General features: G+C 69.3%; 16 protein-coding genes. 8 read left to right on the forward strand and 8 right to left on the reverse strand.

Annotated elements, in window-relative coordinates:
- Positions 1-17 precede the first annotated feature (17 nt).
- The 4 genes from U858_RS0114720 to U858_RS0114735 are packed head-to-tail and all read right to left on the reverse strand — an operon-like array spanning position 18 to position 5,712.
- The gene (locus U858_RS0114720) at positions 18-1,151 is read right to left on the reverse strand and encodes an acyl-CoA dehydrogenase family protein (RefSeq protein ID WP_025137919.1); all 1,134 of its coding nucleotides are present in this window, start codon (positions 1,149-1,151) and stop codon (positions 18-20) included.
- A 9-nt stretch (positions 1,152-1,160) separates the two neighbouring features.
- Positions 1,161-2,363, reverse strand: coding sequence for an acyl-CoA dehydrogenase family protein (locus U858_RS0114725; protein ID WP_025137920.1), 1,203 nt, complete (start codon positions 2,361-2,363; stop codon positions 1,161-1,163).
- A gap of 11 nt (positions 2,364-2,374) precedes the next feature.
- Positions 2,375-3,556: an acetyl-CoA C-acyltransferase gene (locus U858_RS0114730; RefSeq protein ID WP_025137921.1), complete on the reverse strand. Its 1,182-nt coding sequence runs from the start codon at positions 3,554-3,556 to the stop codon at positions 2,375-2,377.
- Positions 3,557-3,591: 35 nt separating this feature from the next.
- Positions 3,592-5,712, reverse strand: a complete 2,121-nt coding sequence (locus U858_RS0114735; RefSeq protein ID WP_025137922.1) for a 3-hydroxyacyl-CoA dehydrogenase NAD-binding domain-containing protein — start codon at positions 5,710-5,712, stop codon at positions 3,592-3,594.
- A 252-nt stretch (positions 5,713-5,964) separates the two neighbouring features.
- On the opposite strand from U858_RS0114735, the gene U858_RS0114740 reads away from it, so the two are divergent.
- The 4 genes from U858_RS0114740 to U858_RS0114755 all read left to right on the forward strand — a co-directional run bounded on the left by U858_RS0114740 (position 5,965) and on the right by U858_RS0114755 (position 9,735).
- Entirely contained in the window at positions 5,965-6,894 is a 930-nt protein-coding gene (locus tag U858_RS0114740; RefSeq protein WP_025137923.1) for a LysR family transcriptional regulator, read from the forward strand.
- A gap of 105 nt (positions 6,895-6,999) precedes the next feature.
- Positions 7,000-8,280 carry a hypothetical protein gene (locus U858_RS0114745; protein WP_025137924.1) on the forward strand — a complete coding sequence of 427 codons (1,281 nt, stop codon included), beginning with the start codon at positions 7,000-7,002 and terminating at the stop codon, positions 8,278-8,280.
- On the forward strand, positions 8,262-8,879 hold the full coding sequence (locus U858_RS0114750) for a hypothetical protein (RefSeq protein WP_025137925.1): 618 nt from the start codon (positions 8,262-8,264) through the stop codon (positions 8,877-8,879). Before U858_RS0114745 ends, U858_RS0114750 begins: the two co-directional genes overlap by 19 nt.
- A 115-nt stretch (positions 8,880-8,994) precedes the next feature.
- Positions 8,995-9,735 carry a hypothetical protein gene (locus U858_RS0114755; protein ID WP_025137926.1) on the forward strand — a complete coding sequence of 247 codons (741 nt, stop codon included), beginning with the start codon at positions 8,995-8,997 and terminating at the stop codon, positions 9,733-9,735.
- 12 nt (positions 9,736-9,747) lie between these two features.
- Here U858_RS0114755 and U858_RS0114760 read toward each other — a convergent pair whose 3' ends face one another.
- Entirely contained in the window at positions 9,748-10,455 is a 708-nt protein-coding gene (locus U858_RS0114760) for an HAD family hydrolase (RefSeq protein WP_025137927.1), read from the reverse strand.
- A 123-nt stretch (positions 10,456-10,578) separates the two neighbouring features.
- Here U858_RS0114760 and U858_RS0114765 point away from each other — a divergent pair, with 123 nt between their 5' ends.
- Positions 10,579-11,370 carry a helix-turn-helix domain-containing protein gene (locus U858_RS0114765; RefSeq protein WP_025137928.1) on the forward strand — a complete coding sequence of 264 codons (792 nt, stop codon included), beginning with the start codon at positions 10,579-10,581 and terminating at the stop codon, positions 11,368-11,370.
- Here U858_RS0114765 and eno read toward each other — a convergent pair.
- Complete coding sequence (gene eno, locus U858_RS0114770) at positions 11,334-12,614, reverse strand: phosphopyruvate hydratase (RefSeq protein ID WP_025137929.1); 1,281 nt, start codon at positions 12,612-12,614, stop codon at positions 11,334-11,336. The genes U858_RS0114765 and eno overlap by 37 nt on opposite strands.
- 272 nt (positions 12,615-12,886) lie before the next feature.
- Between eno and U858_RS0114775 the strand changes: the two genes are divergently transcribed.
- The 3 genes from U858_RS0114775 to sodC all read left to right on the forward strand — a co-directional run bounded on the left by U858_RS0114775 (position 12,887) and on the right by sodC (position 15,804).
- Positions 12,887-13,756 (forward strand): LysR substrate-binding domain-containing protein, encoded by an 870-nt coding sequence (locus U858_RS0114775; protein WP_025137930.1) that lies wholly within the window; start codon positions 12,887-12,889, stop codon positions 13,754-13,756.
- 139 nt (positions 13,757-13,895) lie between these two features.
- Complete coding sequence (locus tag U858_RS0114780; RefSeq protein ID WP_115596971.1) at positions 13,896-15,140, forward strand: DUF445 domain-containing protein; 1,245 nt, start codon at positions 13,896-13,898, stop codon at positions 15,138-15,140.
- A gap of 139 nt (positions 15,141-15,279) precedes the next feature.
- Complete coding sequence (gene sodC / locus U858_RS0114785; protein WP_025137932.1) at positions 15,280-15,804, forward strand: superoxide dismutase family protein; 525 nt, start codon at positions 15,280-15,282, stop codon at positions 15,802-15,804.
- A 5-nt stretch (positions 15,805-15,809) separates the two neighbouring features.
- On the opposite strand, the gene U858_RS0114790 is transcribed toward sodC, so the two are convergent.
- Both U858_RS0114790 and U858_RS0114795 read right to left on the reverse strand, forming a co-directional pair.
- Positions 15,810-16,445, reverse strand: a complete 636-nt coding sequence (locus U858_RS0114790; protein WP_025137933.1) for a glutathione S-transferase family protein — start codon at positions 16,443-16,445, stop codon at positions 15,810-15,812.
- Between the two features lie 194 nt (positions 16,446-16,639).
- Positions 16,640-17,860: an MFS transporter gene (locus U858_RS0114795; protein ID WP_025137934.1), complete on the reverse strand. Its 1,221-nt coding sequence runs from the start codon at positions 17,858-17,860 to the stop codon at positions 16,640-16,642.
- Positions 17,861-17,876: the final 16 nt, after the last annotated feature.

A 17,876-nucleotide genomic window follows, 5' to 3' on the forward strand; every position in this document is an offset into this window, starting at 1 on the left:
GGTTGCCTCCTTGCCATTCAAGCCTGCCCCAGCGCGATGTAGCGCCGCAGGTGGTGGTCTTCGTCGCCCAGCTGGTGGTCGATCATGACCAGGCGCTTGGCGTAGTGCGCCAGCGGCAGTTCCCAGGTCATGCCGATGCCGCCGTGCAGCTGGATGCTTTCTTCGGCCACCAGCGTGCCGATGCGGCCGATGGTGTATTTCGCGGCCGACAGCGCGCGTTCGCGGGTGACGCGGTCGGGGTGGTCCAGCGCCGCGGCGGCGTTGATGACCGCCGAACGCGCTTGCTCGATTTCGAGCAGGACGTCGGCCATGCGGTGCTGCAGGGCCTGGAAGCTGCCGATGGGCACGCCGAACTGGCGCCGCGTGCGCAGGTATTCCAGGGTGGCGTCGCGGGCGCAGTCCATGGCGCCGACGGCTTCGGCGCACAGCGCCAGCATGCCGCGACCGGTGGCGTGTTCCAGCAAGGCGTAGCCCGCGCCGGCCTCGCCCAGCAGGCTGTCCGGGCCCAGGGCGACCTGGTCGAAGGTGAGTTCGGCCGCGCGGCCGCCGTCGATCAGGCCATAGCCGCGCGCCGTCAGCCCCGGCGTGCCGGCGCTGACCAGGAACAGGCTGATGCCGGCCTCGTCGTCGTCGGCCCCGGCGCTGCGGGCCGACACGAGGAACAGGTCGGCATGCTCGCCCGCCGCCACCACGGCCTTGGCGCCGTTCAGGACCCAGCCGTCGCCGCTGCGTTCGGCGCGCGTGCGCACGTCGGACAGCGCGTAGCCGGATTGCGGTTCGGCCGCGGCCAGCGCGGCGGTGATGCTGCCGGCGATCAGGCCGTCCAGCGCCTCGCGTTGCGCGGCGTTGCCAGCCTGCGCGATGGCGCTGCCCACCATCAGGGCGTCCAGCAGGGGTTCGAGCACCAGGCCGCGGCCCAGCGCCTCGAATACCACCGTGATGTCAAAGCCCGCGCCGCCCAGGCCGCCGTGCTCTTCGGCGAACAGCGCGCCGATGGCGCCCAGTTCGGCGTAGCGGCGCCAGAAGTCGGGGCTGTAGCCCTGCGGCAGCCTGGCGTTGCGTTCGCGGGTGGCGAAGTCGTATTGCTCCGCCACAAAGCGGCGCAGCATGTCGGACAGCATGCGCCGGTCTTCGGTGTGTTCAAAGTTCATGGCCGGCCTTTACAGTCCCAGGATCATCTTCGAGATGATGTTCTTCTGGATTTCATTGGAGCCGCCGAAGATCGACAGCTTGCGGTTGTTGAAGTACTGCGCCGCGGCGCTGTCGGCGCCGTCCGGGCCGATGGGCGCGGCGTCGTAGCCGTCGTGCAGCGCTTCGGGCACGAAGGGGCGGGCGTAGGGGCCCATGGCGCGGCGGTTCAGCGCCGTGATTTCCTGGCGGATCTGGGTGCCGCGAATCTTCAGCATCGAGCTTTCCGCGCCGGGGGCGCCACCGCCGGCTGCGGCCGCCACCACGCGCAGGTTGGTGGTGCGCATGTTGGCCAGTTCGATTTCCACCCGCGCCAGGCGGGCGGCAAAGTCCGGGTCCTGGTCCAGGGGCTTGCCGTTTTTCTTCTGGCTGGCCGCCACCGCCTTCAGGCGTTCGAGCGCGGCGGTGGACTGGCCCACGCCGGCAATGTTGGTGCGTTCGTAGGTCAAGAGGTACTTGGCGCAGGTCCAACCGCGGTTCTCTTCGCCCACCAGGTTCTCGACCGGCACGCGCACGTCGGAAAAGAACACTTCGTTGACTTCATGTTCGCCATCCAGCGTGATGATGGGGCGCACTTCGATGCCCGGGCTGGCCATGTCGATCAGGAGAAAGCTGATGCCTTCCTGGCGCCGGCCTTCGCTGGACGTACGCACCAGGCAGAAGATCATGTTGGCGTACTGGCCCAGGGTGGTCCAGGTCTTCTGGCCATTGACGATGTAGTGGCTGCCGTCATCGCTGCGCACGGCGGTGGTCTTGACCGAGGCCAGGTCCGAGCCCGCGCCGGGTTCGGAATAGCCCTGGCACCACCAGTCGGTGCCATCCAGGATGCGCGGCAGCCAGTGGCGCTTCTGGGCCTCGTTGCCGTACTTGATCAGCACCGGGCCCAGCATGCTCAGGCCGAACGGCACGATGCGCGGCGCGCCGGCCAGGGCGCATTCGTTGTCGAAGATGAACTTCTGCGTGGTGCTCCAGCCGGTGCCGCCGTGCTCGACGGGCCAATGGCTGGCCAGCCAGCCCTGGCGGTTCAGGATGGCGTGCCACTCGACCATGTCGGCGCGCGCCAGGAGCTTGCCCTGTATGACCTTGTCCGACAGGCGCGTGGGCAGGTGGGCGGCCAGGAAGGCGCGCACTTCATCGCGGAAGGCGTTTTCTTCGGGGGTGAATTCCAGATCCATGACGCGTTTCCTCAGTAGATTTCAAACAGGCCAGCCGCACCCATGCCGCCGCCCACGCACATCGTGACGACGGCGTAGCGGGCGCCGCGGCGGCGGCCTTCGATCAGCACGTGGCCGGCCAGGCGGGCGCCGGTGACGCCGAATGGATGGCCCAGCGCGATCGAGCCGCCGTCCACGTTCAGGCGGTCCATGGGGATGCCCAGGCGTTCCTGGCAGTACAGCGCCTGCGAGGCAAAGGCCTCGTTCAGTTCCCACAGGTCGATGTCCTGGACTTTCAGGCCATGACGGGCCAGCAGCTTGGGCACGGCGTAGACCGGGCCGATGCCCATTTCGTCGGGCTCGCAGCCGGCCACGGCCAGGCCGCGGAAGGCGCCCAGCGGCCGGATGCCGGCGCGCTTGGCTTCGTCCGCTTCCATCAGCACGCAGGCCGCGGCGCCGTCGGACAGCTGCGAGGCGTTGCCGGCCGTGACGAACTGGCCGGCGCCGCGCACCGGAGCCAATGCGGCCAGGGCTTCGTAGGTGGTGCCGGGGCGGTTGCAGGTGTCTTTGTCGATCGTCACTTCGCGTTCGGTCACGGCGCCGGTGGCGCGGTCGGTGACCGCCATGGTGGTGGTGACGGCGATGATTTCCTCGCGATAGCGGCCGGCGGCCTGGGCCGCTTCGGTGCGCGCCTGGCTTTGCGCGGCGAAGCGGTCTTGCGCTTCGCGGCTGATGCCGTAGCGGGCCGCGACGATGTCGGCGGTCTCGATCATGGGCAAGTACAGCTCGGGCTTGTTGGCGACGATCCAGGGGTCCATGCCGCTCACGCCATCGTCGCGGGTGCGGATGTGCGAGACGCATTCGACGCCGCCCGCGATCATGGCGGGCGCGCCGTCCATGACGATGCGCGCGGCCGCCGACGCAATCGCCTGCAGGCCCGAGGCGCAATAGCGGTTGACGGTGGCGCCCCCGATGCTGACGGGCAGCCCGGCGCGGATGACGGCCTGGCGGCCGATGTTGCGGCCCGTGGCGCCTTCGGGGTAGCCGCAGCCCAGGATGGCGTCTTCGATCAGGGCCGGGTCGATGCCGCTGCGCTCGACGGCGGCGCGCACGGCGTGGGCGGCCAGGGTAGGGCCGGCGATCAGGTTGAATTCGCCGCGCTGCGCCTTGGTGATGGGCGTGCGGGCGGTGGAAACGATAACGGCTTCGCGCATGTCGGTGTCCAGGTAGGGATAGGTATAGGGGGGCGTCAGCCGGCGGAATTCAGGCTGGCGAAATTGCGGCCGGATTCGGCCAGCTGCACCAGCAGCGGCGACGGCTTCCAGAATGCCGGGTCTTCCTTGGCGAAGGCGCGGATGTCGGCCAGCACGTTGGCCAGGCCGACGCGGTCGGCGTAGTGCATCGGCCCGCCGCTATAGCGCGGAAAGCCGTAGCCGGACAGGAACACCATGTCGATATCGGACGGGCGCAGCGCAATGCCCTGGTGCAGCACGTTGGCGGCCTCGTTGATCATGGCGGCCAGGTAGCGGCGCTGGATGTCTTCGTGGCTGAACTCGCGCGGGGTGATGCCTGTGCGCAGGCGTTCGGCATCGATGATGGCCAGCACGTCGGCGTCGGGTGTGCCGGTGCGCGCGCCATCGGGGTACAGATAGAAGCCGCGGCCGGTCTTCTGGCCGAACCAGCCGCGTTCGCACAGGCGGTCGGGAATCTGCACGTAGCGCAGCGCCGGGTCGCGCGTGGCGGCGCGGCGCTTGCGCGTGGCCCAGCCGATGTCGCCGCCGGCCAGGTCGGCCATCTGGTAGGGACCCATGGGGTAGCCGAATTCGCGCACGGCGGCATCGATCTCGTAGGGGGACGCGCCGTCTTCCATCATCATGTCGGCCGCCTGGCGGTGCACGGCCAGGATGCGGTTGCCGATGAAGCCGTCGCACACGCCCGCGCGCACCGGAATCTTGCGCAGCCGGCGGGCCAGTTCAAAGCCGGTGGCGACGGTGTCCGCGCCCGTCTCGCGGCCCACCACCACTTCCAGCAGCTTCATGATGTTGGCCGGCGAAAAGAAGTGCAGGCCCAGCACGTCGGCCGGGCGCGTGGTGCCCTGCGCGATGCGGTCCACATCCAGGTAGGACGTGTTGGTGGCCAGCACCGCGCCCGGCTTGGCCACGCGGTTCAGTTGCGCGAACACGGCCAGCTTGACGTCCATGTCCTCGAACACGGCTTCGATGATGAGGTCGGCGCCGGCCAGGGCGTCGTAGTTCGTGGCGCCGGTAAAGCGCGCCAGCCGCGCGCCGCGTTCGTCGGCCGTCATGCGGCCTTTTTTCACCAGCAGGTCGTAGACCTGTTCGACGCGCTTGCGGCCGCGTTCCAGCGCGGCGTCGTCCTGTTCGACCATGACGGTGGGCAGGCCGGCATCCAGCAGCGCCACCACGATGCCCGCGCCCATGGTGCCGCCGCCGATCACGCCCACGCTGTCCAGCGGGCGCGGCTTGGCTTCTTTCAGTTCGAGAATCTTGGCGGTGTCGCGTTCGGCGAAAAAGGCGTGGATGAGGCCGGCGCGTTGCGGGCTGTCCAGGCATTGCAGGAACAGGGCGCGTTCGGTGCGCAGGCCTTCGTCGAAGGGTTGCTCGATGGCGGCACGCACGGCCTCGACGATCTTGGCGGGCGAGAACAGGCCGCGGGCGGTGCTCGCGACCTGCTGGCTGGCGGCGTTGACGGCGGCCAGCGCGGCGGCCTTGTCGTCCAGGGCGCGGCCATCGCGGCTGCGGCGCGGCTGGGCGCCTTGCGCCAGCAGGCGGCGGGTGTAGTCCAGGCCGGCGGCCAGCGGGTCGGTGCCCGGCGCCAGTTCATCGACCAGCCCGGCGGCCAGCGCCGCCTGCGCGGCCAGCGGCTTGCCCGACAGCATCAGGTCCAGCGCGGCCTGCGCGCCGATCAGGCGCGGCGTGCGCTGGGTGCCGCCGGCGCCGGGCAACAGGCCCAGCGTGACCTCGGGCAAGCCCAGCTTGGCGCTGGCCAGCGCCACCCGGTAATGCGCGGCCAGCGCGACTTCCAGGCCGCCGCCCAGCGCGGCGCCTTGCAACACCGCCACCACCGGCTTGGCGCAGGCTTCGATGCGGTTGCAGACGTCGGGCAGGCTGGGCGGCACGGGCGGCTTGCCGAATTCGCGGATGTCGGCGCCGGCTATGAAATTCTTGCCCGCGCCGGTCAGCAGCACCGCCCGGACTTGCGGGTCGGCTTCGGCTTCGTCGATGGCGCTTGCGAGGCCGCCGCGTACCGCGAAGCTGAGGGCATTGACGGGGGGATGGTCGAGGGTGACGACAAGAATGTCGCCGTCGCGGCGCGTGTGCACCGCGCCGGCGTTTGCGCTGGCTGTCATGGGACAGTGTCTCCGGTAGGGCTCACCGCCCGCGCTGGCCTGGCCAGGGTGCGCCAGCTTTGAATCGCGCAGGGCTTTTCAAGCAGGTCGGCACGCCCCGGGGGCGGACGCGGCGCAGTCACGGCGCCTGGCGGGCCAGGGACGGCCCGTCTTGTAGTTGCTTATTCTTTCCCAGTAAAGAAGTCTTGACAATGACATCAATAATTGACATTGAGGATAAAAAAAATTGACAATCGGTCGAGGAGATTCGACATGGACACCAAAGCCCTGACCCTGCTGGTAGAGATCCTGGACGCCGGCAACCTCAGCGAGGCCGCGCGCCGCCTGAAAATGACCCGCGCCAACGTCAGCTACCACCTGACCCAGCTCGAGCGCGCCGTCGGCATGCAGCTGCTGCGACGCACGACGCGGCACGTCGAACCCACCGAAATAGGACTGAAGCTGTATCAGCATGGCCGCAGCATCCAGGACGAACTCGCGGCTGCGCGCGAAGCGGTCGAAAGCCTGGGCAAGACGCCGCAGGGCAAGGTGCGCCTGAGCGTGCCCAGCGGCTACGGCCAGTTCGTCATGACGCCATGGCTGCTGGAATTCAAGAAGACCTATCCCGACATCGTGCTGGACGTGCTGTTCGAGAACAGCGTCGACGACCTGCTGCGCGACGAGGTCGACATCGCCGTGCGGATCATGTCCGAGCCGCCGCAGAACCTGGTGGCGCGCGAACTGGGGCAGGTGCGTTACGTGGCCTGCGCCTCGCCCGACTTCGCCGCCGCCCGCGGCCTGCCGGCGCGCCCCGAAGACCTGACCCGGCTGCCGGTCATCAGCGCCGCCGTCATCGGCCGACCGCTGCGCCTGTCGGCCTACTACGGCGGGCAGCCGCGCCAGCACGTGGTGCTGGAACCCACCATCATCTCGCGCAACTACGCCTTCCTGCGCGATGCCATGCTGGCCGGCCTGGGGGTGGGCGTGGTGCCGGACTACGTGGTGCACGACGACGTCGCGCGCGGCGACCTGGTGGCTGCGCTGCCGCAATGGCGCCTGAGCATCTTCGGGCGCGGCATGTACATGCTGTACATGCCCAACCGGCATCACCCGCGCGCCATCGCGATGCTGATCGAATTCATCCAGCAGCGCGCCCAGGCGGCGCATGAAGGGCGGCCGGGGCTGCTGGGCACGGGCGAGTAGGGACGGGGTCGGACGCGGGTTATCGAGGTTTGACAAAAAGAAACATAATGATAAAAATCCCGTCGTCGTTCCGATCCATTGCGGGCCTTTTCTTGCGGAGCAAGTATGGCTTTCGTGTTCTTACGCCGGGCGCTGGCCGGCAAGTGGCGGCTGGGCATGTTGGGGGTGGTCGGACTGCTGGCCGGGTGCGCGGGCGGCGAACCCCGCATCGGCGACAGCTATACCGTGCATACGCCCATCTATGCGGATAACCGAATCTTCTATCTGAAGCCGGCCGCCAACCCCGCCGAGTCCGTACGAACGCTGGAACTGGCCGGCACGCCGGTGTCGGCCAACGAGCAGTCCACCGTGGTGCAGGCCAACGCGCCGCTGTCGATCATGATGCGGTCGGTCGACATCCCGGCCATTCGAGACGCCAACGGCAACAAGACTGCCGGCATCGACGGGCCGGCGGACTACGCCGTGATCCTGGACATCGCGGCCAAGGAAGACGGCAGCAACCAGTCCATCGTGGTCTGGTATCAACGCGGCGTGCAGCCGGACCAGTCCTTGAATTTCTCGAACCTGCTGGTCTATTACGTGCAGCGCTGGGACGAGCGCGTGGCGCCGTCGTTCCGGCTGCGGGTGATGGACGTCACCACCGAGCGCAACGCCGAGACCTTGCGCGCCCTGCAACGGGCGCAGGGCGTGGCCAGCGGCGCGGCCAGCCTGGCCAACAATCCGCTGGTGTCGCCGCTGGTGGGCGTGGCCTTTACCGCCGCCGAACTGGTGCTGGCCAACCAGCGCAACCGCATGGTGCTGGACTACAGCGTGCAGCTGTATTCGCAGGCGGCGGTCAACCAGGCGGCCGGTTCCGACCTGGGGCTGCTCAAGCAGGGCACGTACGTGGTGGTGGGCCGGCCGGTGGGCGGGCCGCGCGCGTTCTGGGAAAAGCCGCTGCGCTACAACATCCGCACCAACCAGGCGCTGGACGGCGACAAGCCGCTGAACGTGCCGACCGCGCTGGTGTCGGTGGGCACTTTTGAAAGCATCGTGCCCAAGTCCGTGCTGGAGAAATCGGTGGCCCTGACGGCGCTGCTGAGCAAGGTGGGGACGGGGGCTTCGATCGAGCAGGTCAGCGATGCGCAGAGCCGTCTGGAAGCCGCGTTGACCGCCTACACCTTGGGCGAACGCCTGGCGCGTTATCGCGATGACAAGACGCTGAACCTGATCTCGGACAAACTGAACGACGAGTTCTTCGCCAATGCGTTGGGCAGCGAAGAGGAATTCCTGCTGCTGCGGGGGTTGAACGCCTGCTACAAGCCCAAAGCGCAGTTCACGCGCGTGGAAGAATTCCTTAAATTCCATGACAAGCCGGAGGGCAAAGCATGCGCTGCAAGAACCTAGCGCTGCGCCAGGCCGAAGGCGGCGGCATGTTCCGGCCGCTGCTCAGGTGGTTGTGGCCGGTCCTGGTGGTGGTGTTGCTGGGCGGCTGTACATCGGCCGCCGGCCCGACAAGAAGCGCCGCCGCGCCGCCGCCCGCGCCGGCTGCTGCGGGGCCCGCCGAGCCTGGATCGCCGTCCGACGCGGCGGGCGGCTGGAGCGCCCGCCCCGGGTCGACCCTGGCGTTGCCGACCTTGTTTTCCCATCGCTTGCTGGTGCCGCCGCTGCAATTGGTGCAGTTGCCCCTGGCCGGCAATACGCCGACCGTGCTCGCCGCGATGCAGCGTTTTGCCGCCGCCGCGCCGGCCGCCCTGGAACAGCGTGAACTGCTGTACGCGCAGACGTCGCAGGAACCGCAAGAAGGTTGGCTTACGCTGATGGCCCGATCCGAGGGGGTCGACTGGGTGTTCGGTCTGCAGTTCAACGTGGATGAAGGCGGCCGCACATTGACGCTGCGCCTGCGCACGGCAGGGGCGGCCAATATCGCCAACCCGCAAGGCAAGAAAATGGACGGACACATCAGTACGCTGGGTCAGGTGGTGCCGCGCTTGTTCACCGATTGAAGCCACGGCACCGCAACGCCCCGGGGGCTGTCGTAGCCCTTGCGGCGCTCTGGTATAACGCTGGGACGCCCGGCCAGACCGGCCCCGATTCGACCCGCCCAAGGAGAGCCGCCCCGTGCCGCAACCGCTCACCGGCCGCCGCCTGCTGGCCCAGACGCTGCGCCAATTCACCCGGCAGGTTCCCGGTATGTTCGCCGCCGCACCGCTGGCGTTCATTCTTTTCGTGATGTCGCTGCCCGGCGCGTTGCTGCTCGACCAGATCGGCGGCCCGCGTGAACGCTGGCTGCTGGCGGCCGCCATCGTCTGCCTGCTGTCGCTGGCGCGGCTGGTGGTGGCCTGGCAGCACTACCTGAACGAATCGCCGGCCAAGCCTGCGCTGCGCATCGATGGCGCCTACCTGCGGGTGCTGGCGCTGCTGACCGGCGTGGCCGCGCTGATCGTCGGCCTGAAATCGTTCAGCACGTCGCTGGGCGTGGCCTTGTATTTCAAGATGCCGGGTACGCCCAGCGTGGTCTTCCTGACGTTGATGCTGCTCTTGTGGCTGGCGATCTGGCTGCCGGTGATGCATCGGCTGGGCGCCTGGTCGCTGAGCCTGCCGCAAGCCGCCCTGGCGGGCCGCTATGGGCTGGGCCAATCGCGCCGCTGGCTGCGCGGCCGGGTCTGGCCGTTTGCGGCCTTGCTGTTGCTGCTGACCGCGTCCACCGCCATTGCCACCGGCTCGCTTACCACGGCGCTGCATACGCGCTGGCTCGACGCGATCGCCACCGGGGCGGGCGCCCTGATCATCACGCTGGTGCTGGTATTGGCGTTCGCCATCCAGTGCGCCATCGCGTACCGGGATCGGGGCGAGGCCTGAGGCTCACCGCCTTCAACCGTGTTCGGCCAACAGCGCCGCCAGCGCCGCGGCGGCGCCCGTCAGGTCGGGCAAAACGGGGGCGCCGCGCGCCGCCAGGGCTTGCGCCGTCGACCCCACGCCCAGGAACCGCAGGCCCAACTGCTGCGCGACTTTCAGGTCCCACAGGCCATCGCCCATCGACACCACCACGCCGTCCCGCGTCTGCGGATAGGCACGGTGCGCGTGCGCAATGGCTCGGGCCACAAGGGCATCGCGCGCCGGTTCTTCGCTGGCGGTGAACAGGGCAGCGTCCGAAAACGGAATGCCTGCGGCCTGCAGCTTCACGCCGCTGACCGCGCGCACGCCGCCGGTGGCGAACACCACGGCCCAGGCGGAATCCGCCAGGCCATGCACGAAGTCGGCAGCACCCGGGATGGGCTGAATGGGCGCTGCCGGCGTAGGCGCGGCCGGCGTCGGCGCTGCCGCCAGTTCATCCAGAAAGCGCCGCGCCAGATCTTCTTCGAACGCCATCAACTGCCCGGCCGACGGCTCGGCCCGCCCGTTCATGGCCAGCGCATGGCGCAGGATGCCGGTGTCGGTGTGATGCGGATACGCGCCCCAGTCCGTCTCCAGCGCCGGCAACGCCAGGGCCTGCATGGCCCCCAGGAAGGCGCGTTGGTGCAACGCCACGGTGTCGGTCAGGGTGCCGTCGATGTCCAGCACCAGAATATATTTCTTCACGTCGTTCCTCGCGGGCAATGTCAAAATCCGCATTCTAGGAACGGGCGCCGGCCGCGATGGCGGCGCCTCGGACAATGACTACGCCGTTTCGGACAGCCGACGGCGGCTCGGGACGACAGCGCGATGACGGCGCCCAAAAGCAGCAACCAGATCGACTACCAGTGGCTGGACCGCCCGCTGGGCGCCATGCCCAAGGAATACCCCGACGGCCATCACAGCCGGCCGCACCAGCATCCGCGCGACCAGCTGATGTACGCCGTGCAGGGCGTGATGCAGGTGCGCGCGGCGGGCAGCCTGTGGCTGGTGCCGCCGCGCACGGCGCTGTGGATGCCGGCCGGCGTGGTGCACGAGACCCGCATGCGCGGCAAGGTGTCGCTGCGCACCGCTTACCTCGCGCCGGGCCTGGGCGGCGGGCGCGGGCCCACGCTGACCGGCGTGTCGCCGCTGCTGCACGAATTGCTGCTGCGGGCGGTGGACATGCCGATGGACTACGACGAGGCCGGCAAGGACGGCCTGATCGCCCGATTGCTGATGCAGGAGATCGACTGGCGCGGCCTGGCGCACCTGGACATGCCCTGGCCGGCGGATGCCCGTCTGCGGCGCATCCACGACCATCTGCTGCGCCATCCGGCCGACGCCGACGGCCTGGCCGCCTGGGCCGCCCGGCTGGGCCTGTCCGAACGCACCCTGGCGCGGCTGTTCGTGCGCGAACTGGGCATGGGCTTTACCGCCTGGCGCCACCGGCTGCGCCTGATGGTGGCGCTCAGCCGGCTGGGGCAGGGCGCGCCGGTGGGTGTGGTGGCGCACGAAACCGGTTACGCCACGGCCAGCGCCTTTGCCGCGATGTTCAAGCGCCTGATCGGCCGCCTGCCGTCGGATCAGGCGCGCCGCACCAGCGCGCTGGCGCCGGCATAGACGGCCGCCGCGCCCAGTTCGCGCTCGATGCGCAGCAGGCGGTTGTACTTGGCCGTGCGGTCGGCGCGCGACAGCGAACCGGTCTTGATCATGCCGCAGTTGGCCGCCACCGCCAGGTCGGCAATCGTGGTGTCTTCGGTTTCGCCCGAGCGGTGCGACATGACCACGCCATAGCCCGCGCGGCGCGCCAGCGCCAGCACCCGCCAGGTTTCGCTCAGGGTGCCGATCTGGTTGATCTTCACCAGGATCGCGTTGCCGATGCCTTGTTCGATGCCCGCCTGGAACAGTTCGGGGTTGGTGCAGAACACGTCGTCGCCGACCAGCTGGCAGGTGTTGCCCAAGGTTGCGCCCAGCACCTTCCAGCCGGTGGCGTCGGTTTCGGCCATGCCGTCCTCGATCGACACGATGGGGTAGTCACGCACCAGGCCGGCCAGGTAGTGCACCTGCTGTTCGGGGCTGCGCAGGAGGTTCTCGCCGTGGTAGCGATAGCCTTCGGCGCCATGGAATTCACTGGCGGCCGGGTCCAGCGCCAGCGCGATGTCGGCGCCGGGGCGCAGGCCCGCCTGTTCGATGGAGGCCATGATGAAGTCCAGCGCCTCGGGCGCGTTGCGCAGCGTGGGCGCAAAGCCGCCTTCGTCGCCGACGTTGACGCTGTGGCCCGCCGCCTTGAGCGCGTGGCGCAGCGTGTGGAACACCTCGGCGCCCATGCGCAGGGCTTCGCTAAAGCTGTCCGCGCCCACCGGCAGGATCATGAATTCCTGGAAATCCAGCGGGTTGTCGGCATGCGCGCCGCCGTTGATGATGTTGATCATGGGCACGGGCAGCGTCTGCGCCTGCACGCCGCCCACGTGGCGCCATAGCGGCAGGCCCTGGCTGGCCGCCGCTGCGTGCGCCACCGCCAGCGACACGCCCAGCAGCGCGTTGGCGCCCAGGCGGCTCTTGTCGGCGGTGCCGTCCAGCGCGATTAGGGTCTGGTCGATCTCGGCCTGCTGGTCGGCGCGCAGGCCCAGCAGCGCGGCGCGCAGTTCGGTATTGACGGCGTTGACCGCGCCCAGCACGCCCTTGCCCAGGTAGCGGGCGGCGTCGCCGTCGCGCTTTTCCAGGGCTTCGCGCTGGCCGGTGGACGCGCCGGACGGCACCAGGGCCAGGCCGCGGGCGCCGTCGTCCAGGCGGACGTCGACTTCAACAGTGGGGTTGCCGCGGCTGTCCAGCGCCTCGTGGGCGGTCAGGTGGGTGATGTGCATGGCGTGGGCTCCAGATAAGGAAAGGTCAGTTAATTGAAAGTAGGGCCGTGCCGGGCCGTTGCGCTGGCCGCGCCACCGTAAGCCGTGCGTGATGGCTTGAATGGGCGGGCGGAACGCTTTGAATGGCCCGAATTGCAATGTCGCCATGCTAAAAACAGGCCATGCCGCCGACAATGCAGTTTTTCTGCCTATCCGTCAGTTTTCTTGACGAATAGGCGGGCGAATCCCGTAGCGCTTTGCCTGCGCCCAACCTTGCCACCGTCCCTCCCGCCATGCGCCAATTGCCCCCGCTATCCGCCGTCCGCGCCTTCGAGGCCATTGCCCGCAGCGGCTCGGTCACGCGCGCCGCCGAAGAACTGTGCCGCAGCCACGGCGCCATCAGCCGCCACCTGCGCCTGTTGCAGGAACACGCGGGCGTGGCGCTGTTCGAGAAAGACGGCACCGGCCTGCGCCTGACCCAGGCCGGTGCCACCTTCTATGCCTCGGTGCGGGCCGCGTTCGACCAGCTGGAAAACGCCTACGAGCGCCTGGCCCGCGAGTCGCAGGCGCCGGGGTTGCACGTGGCGTGCAGCGCCACCTTCGCCATGCGCTGGCTGGTGCCGCAACTGGCCGTGTTCTATCGCAAGCACCCGGACATCCGCATCCGCCTGTCGATGACCTCGGCGCGTGAAATGCGCAACGAAGGCGCCGACCTGATCCTGGCCTGGGACCTGTCCGGCTACGCCGAGGCCGACCGGCGCCAGGCGCTGCCCTTGGCGCCGGTGCGCTTTGGCGCGGTCTGCACCCCGGCCTATGCCCGCAAGAAGCCCGCGTCGCGCGTGCGCATCGCGCATGAATACACGTCCAGCGCCTGGAACCAGTGGGAAGCCATCACTGGCCAGCCGGCGGCCCAGGGCGACACACTGGCGTTTCCGCACACCCACCTGTGCATCGAGGCCGCGTTGTCCGGCCTGGGCGTGGCGCTGGTCGAACGGCGCCTGATCGCGCGTGAACTGCAAGAGGGCCAATTGGTGGCGCCCTACGGTTTCGTGCCGTTTGACGGCGGCCTGCGTGCGGTGCCGGCCGCCGGCCGCACGCGCACGGCGCACGCCGACGCCTTCATCGCCTGGCTGCGCGGCGCATTGGCCGAGGCGGGCGATTGATCCCGCCGACCGGCAGGCTTGGTATGCTGGGCCTCGCGTTCCCGCCGGAGACCTCATGACCGCAACACCATCGTCCGCCCGCTCGTCCGCGACCCATTCCGCGCTGGCCTCGCAGGCTCGCCGCGCGCAGTTGCGGCGCATGAAGATCGCCGCGCTGGCGCTGCTGGTGGCGATGATCAGCGGATTCATCACCAGCCACGTCATGGGCGGGCAGGGCGCGTGGGCCTGGGTGCGGGCCTTCTGCGAAGCCGCCACGGTGGGCGCGCTGGCCGACTGGTTCGCGGTGGTGGCGCTGTTTCGCCGGCCCATGGGCCTGCCCATTCCGCACACCGCCATCATTCCCAGCAACAAAGACCGCATCGGCGACAACCTGGCGGTGTTCGTGCGCGACCATTTCCTGGACCCGGACACGCTGATGGAAAAGCTGCGCGTGTTCGACCCGGCCGCACGCCTGTCGCGCTGGCTGGCTCGCCCCAAGCAGGCGCATGCCCTGAGCGACGGCGCGCGCCGCGTGGCGCTGCAAACGCTGGACCTGCTGGACGACCAGGCCGTGCGCGGCGTGATCCAGGAATTCGTGGTGAAGAACCTGCGCCGCTGGGACGCCGCCGGCACCGCGGGCGAGGTGCTGGGACTGTTGACCCGAGACGGCCGCCACCAGGAACTGCTGGACGCTGCAATGGAACGCCTGGGTGGCTACCTGGGCGACGACGACGTGAAAGAACGCGCCTCGGCGCTGCTGGTGAAGTTTGCCCGCAAGGAATGGCCGCGCATCATCTCGGCGGTGGACGTCATCGCCTCGGTCGACGGCATTGCCGACAACCTGGCCGACCGCCTGGCCCGCGCGCTGGTGCAGGAACTGCGCGACGTGCTGTCCGAACCCGGCCATCCGGTGCGGCGCGACTACGAGGCCTGGGTGCTGGACTACATCGAGCGCCTGCGCACCGACCCGGCGCTGGCCGAGCAGGTCGAAGCCCTGAAGCAGCGCGCCATCGACCACCCCAAGGTGCAGGAATACGTGCAGGGCCTGTGGGACGACATCCACGCCGCGCTGCGCCGCGACCTGGCGGATGAACAGTCGGCCCTGGCGGCGCACCTGGAAAGCGCCTTGCTGGCGCTGGCCCGCAAGCTGGGCGAAGACCCGGATCTGCGCGAGGCCATCAACAACCATGTGCTGGGCGCCGCGCGCCGCCTGACCGGGCGTCTGCGCATCGGCGTCACCGAACACATTTCGCGCACCGTCAAGCTGTGGGACGAGCGCCATCTGGTCGACGAACTGGAACTGAGCGTGGGGCGCGACCTGCAATACATCCGCTTCAACGGCACGCTGGTGGGCGGGCTGATCGGCGTGCTGCTGCATGCCGGGGTGCTGCTGGTGGGCAGTTAGGGCCTGGGCGTTTGCCGGCCGGCAACGGCCTGTTACCCCGTATGTATCAGGAATGAAGATTGCTGGCGAAGCGCCGCGCCCCGGTGCTATTGTCTTTCGCAGCGGCGGGCAACCGGCGCACGATCCAGGAGGCAAGTCCATGAAGAAAATCTCGATACTTGTTGCAACGCTGACACTCGCCGGCGCTTCCGTCGCGGCCCAGGCCGAGAATGTCGCGATGTCGTTCCTGACGGCCGACGGCGTGGGTAAAAGCGCCGGCACCATCTCCATCAAGCAGACCAAGGCCGGCCTGCAATTCACCCCCAACCTGACGGGCCTGCCGCCCGGCGAACACGGTTTTCACGTGCACGAAAAAGGCTCGTGCGACCCCGGCATGGTGAACGGCCAGATGGCGCCCGGGGGCGCGGCCGGCGGCCACCTGGACCCGCACGGCACCAAGGCCCACAAAGGCCCTGAAGCCACCGACGGCCACACGGGCGACTTGCCCTTCATCGTCGTGGCCGCCAACGGCACGGCCAAGCAGGCCGTGGTGGCGCCGCACCTGAAGCTGGCCGACGTGAAAAAGCACGCGCTGATGATCCACGTGGGCGGCGACAACTACAGCGATACGCCCCAGCCGCTGGGCGGCGGAGGCGGGCGCCTGGTCTGCGGCGTGGTGAAGTAAGGTCTTCAGGCCGTGCCGTTGCGTCCGTACAGCAGATAAGCCGGACGTTCGGCCAGGCGGTCGTAATAGGCGGCCACCGCGGGTAGCGGTGGCCGTCTGTCGTTATCCAGCGGCGTGCTGAACCACCGGTTCACCGACAGGCCCACCGCAATGTCCGCCAGCGTGAAATCATCCCCCGCCACATAGGCGCCGGTCGCTTGCAGGCGCTGTTCCAGGATGCCCATGAAATGCGCCCAGTCCCGGGTCGATGCCGCGATGGCCGCCGGGTCCTGGTGGGCGGGCGATTGCCGCGCCCGTCCCAGGAAGGCGTAGGTCCACGATCGGTTCAGGTCGGTCGCCTGCCAGTCCAGCCACTGGTCGACGCGGGCGCGGCGTTTGGGCTCGGCGGGGTACAGCGCGTCCGTCTTGCCGTATTGCCCGGCCAGGTAGCGGATGATGCTGTTCGATTCCCACAGCACGAAGTCGCCGTCGCGCAGCACGGGCACCATGGCGTTCGGGTTCAGGGCCAGGAAGGCCGGGTCCTGCGTCGGGCGAAAGCCCACGCCCCAGTCTTCACGTTCAAACGGCAGGTCCAGTTCGGCGCAAGTCCACAGCACTTTGCGGACATTGATGGAAGAGGCCTTGCCCAGGATGTTCAGCATGTTGGCAGCCGCGCCGCCTGGGCGCGGAGAAATGAGGGATCGGAAAGCCAGTGGCGCTCGGGCCGCCTGGCAGCACCGCGCCAGTCTAGCGGCAGGGCAGGCAGGCCGATAGATACAGATCGGCGGATTGATGGGCGCAACAGATCGGAGCAACCGATGGGCACAACCGATGGGCGCAACAGATGGGCGGCGCCTCAAGCCGCCACGGCTTGCGGCTGTTGGCGCAGCCGCCGCACGGGCGATGCGAACAGCACCACGAACTGCACCGCAAACCCCACGCTGGACACCCACAGACAGGCCTCGATCCCCACCCGCGACGCCAGCGCCGCGCCGATCAACGCGCCCACCGGCCGCGCGCCGAAGGTGGCGGTGACGATCACGGCCGACACGCGGCCCAGCAGCGCGTTGGGCGTGACCGACTGGCGCAGCGTGGTGGTGGCAATCGTCCACAGGATCGGGCCGGCGCCGAACAGAAAGAAGCCCGCCGCCGCCCAGGCGCCGGACGGCAGCGCCAGGGTCGACAGCAGGATCAGGCTGGCCGCCAGCGCGCATAGCGGCCCGGCGGCGATCAGCGCGCCGAACGGCAGGCGGGCGGCCAGCCAGGGCGCGGCCAGCGCACCGGCCAGCATACCCGCGCCGTAGATGCCCAGCGTGGCGCCCACGCCCGCCGCCGTCAGGCCCAGATGCGTAACGGCATACGCCACGTACACGGCCTGCAGCACGAACCAGGCGGTATTGAAGAACACCGCCGTCACCAACACGGGCCGCAGCAGCGGATGGGCGGCCACGAACGCGGCGCCCTCGGCCAGTTCACGCCACAACTGTCGGCGCGGCGCCGTGCGCGGCGGCTCGGCCGGCAGGCCCGCCAGCAGCATGGCGGCCAGCAGCGACAGCGCCGTGGCCAGCCCATAGGCGCTGGACGCACCGATCCAGCCGACCAGCGCGCCGCCCAGGGCCGGCCCCGCCGAAAACGCCGCGCTGCGCGCCAGTTCCAGCCAGCGGTTGGCGTTGCCCAGGTCGCGGGCCGGCACCAGCGTCGGCACCAGCGCCGGGGCGGCCACGTTGTAGGCCACCGTGCCCACCGCACCCAGAAAACCCAGCACGGCCAGCCAGCCGAGGTTCAATCCGCCCAGCGCCAGCAAGGCCAACAGGCCCAAGAGGCTGGCCGCGCGGGCGCACTCGGCGGCGGTCATCAAGGTGCGGCGTGATATCCGGTCGGCCAGCACGCCGGCCGGCAGCGACAGCAACAGGAAAGGCAGCGTCTGCGCGGTCTGCAGATAGCCGGTCTGGGCCGCACTCGCGCCCAACGCCAGCACGGCCACCAGCGGCGCGGCGGCCAGGGCAATCTGTTCAGAGAACTGGGCGGCCAGGTTGGACGCGGCGAGACGCCGGAAGGCCGGGGGCAGGGCGGGCATGGGGCGGGCGGCAGGG

Source organism: Achromobacter sp. DH1f, assembly GCF_000633435.1.
Classification (GTDB): Bacteria; Pseudomonadota; Gammaproteobacteria; order Burkholderiales; family Burkholderiaceae_B; genus Achromobacter; species Achromobacter deleyi.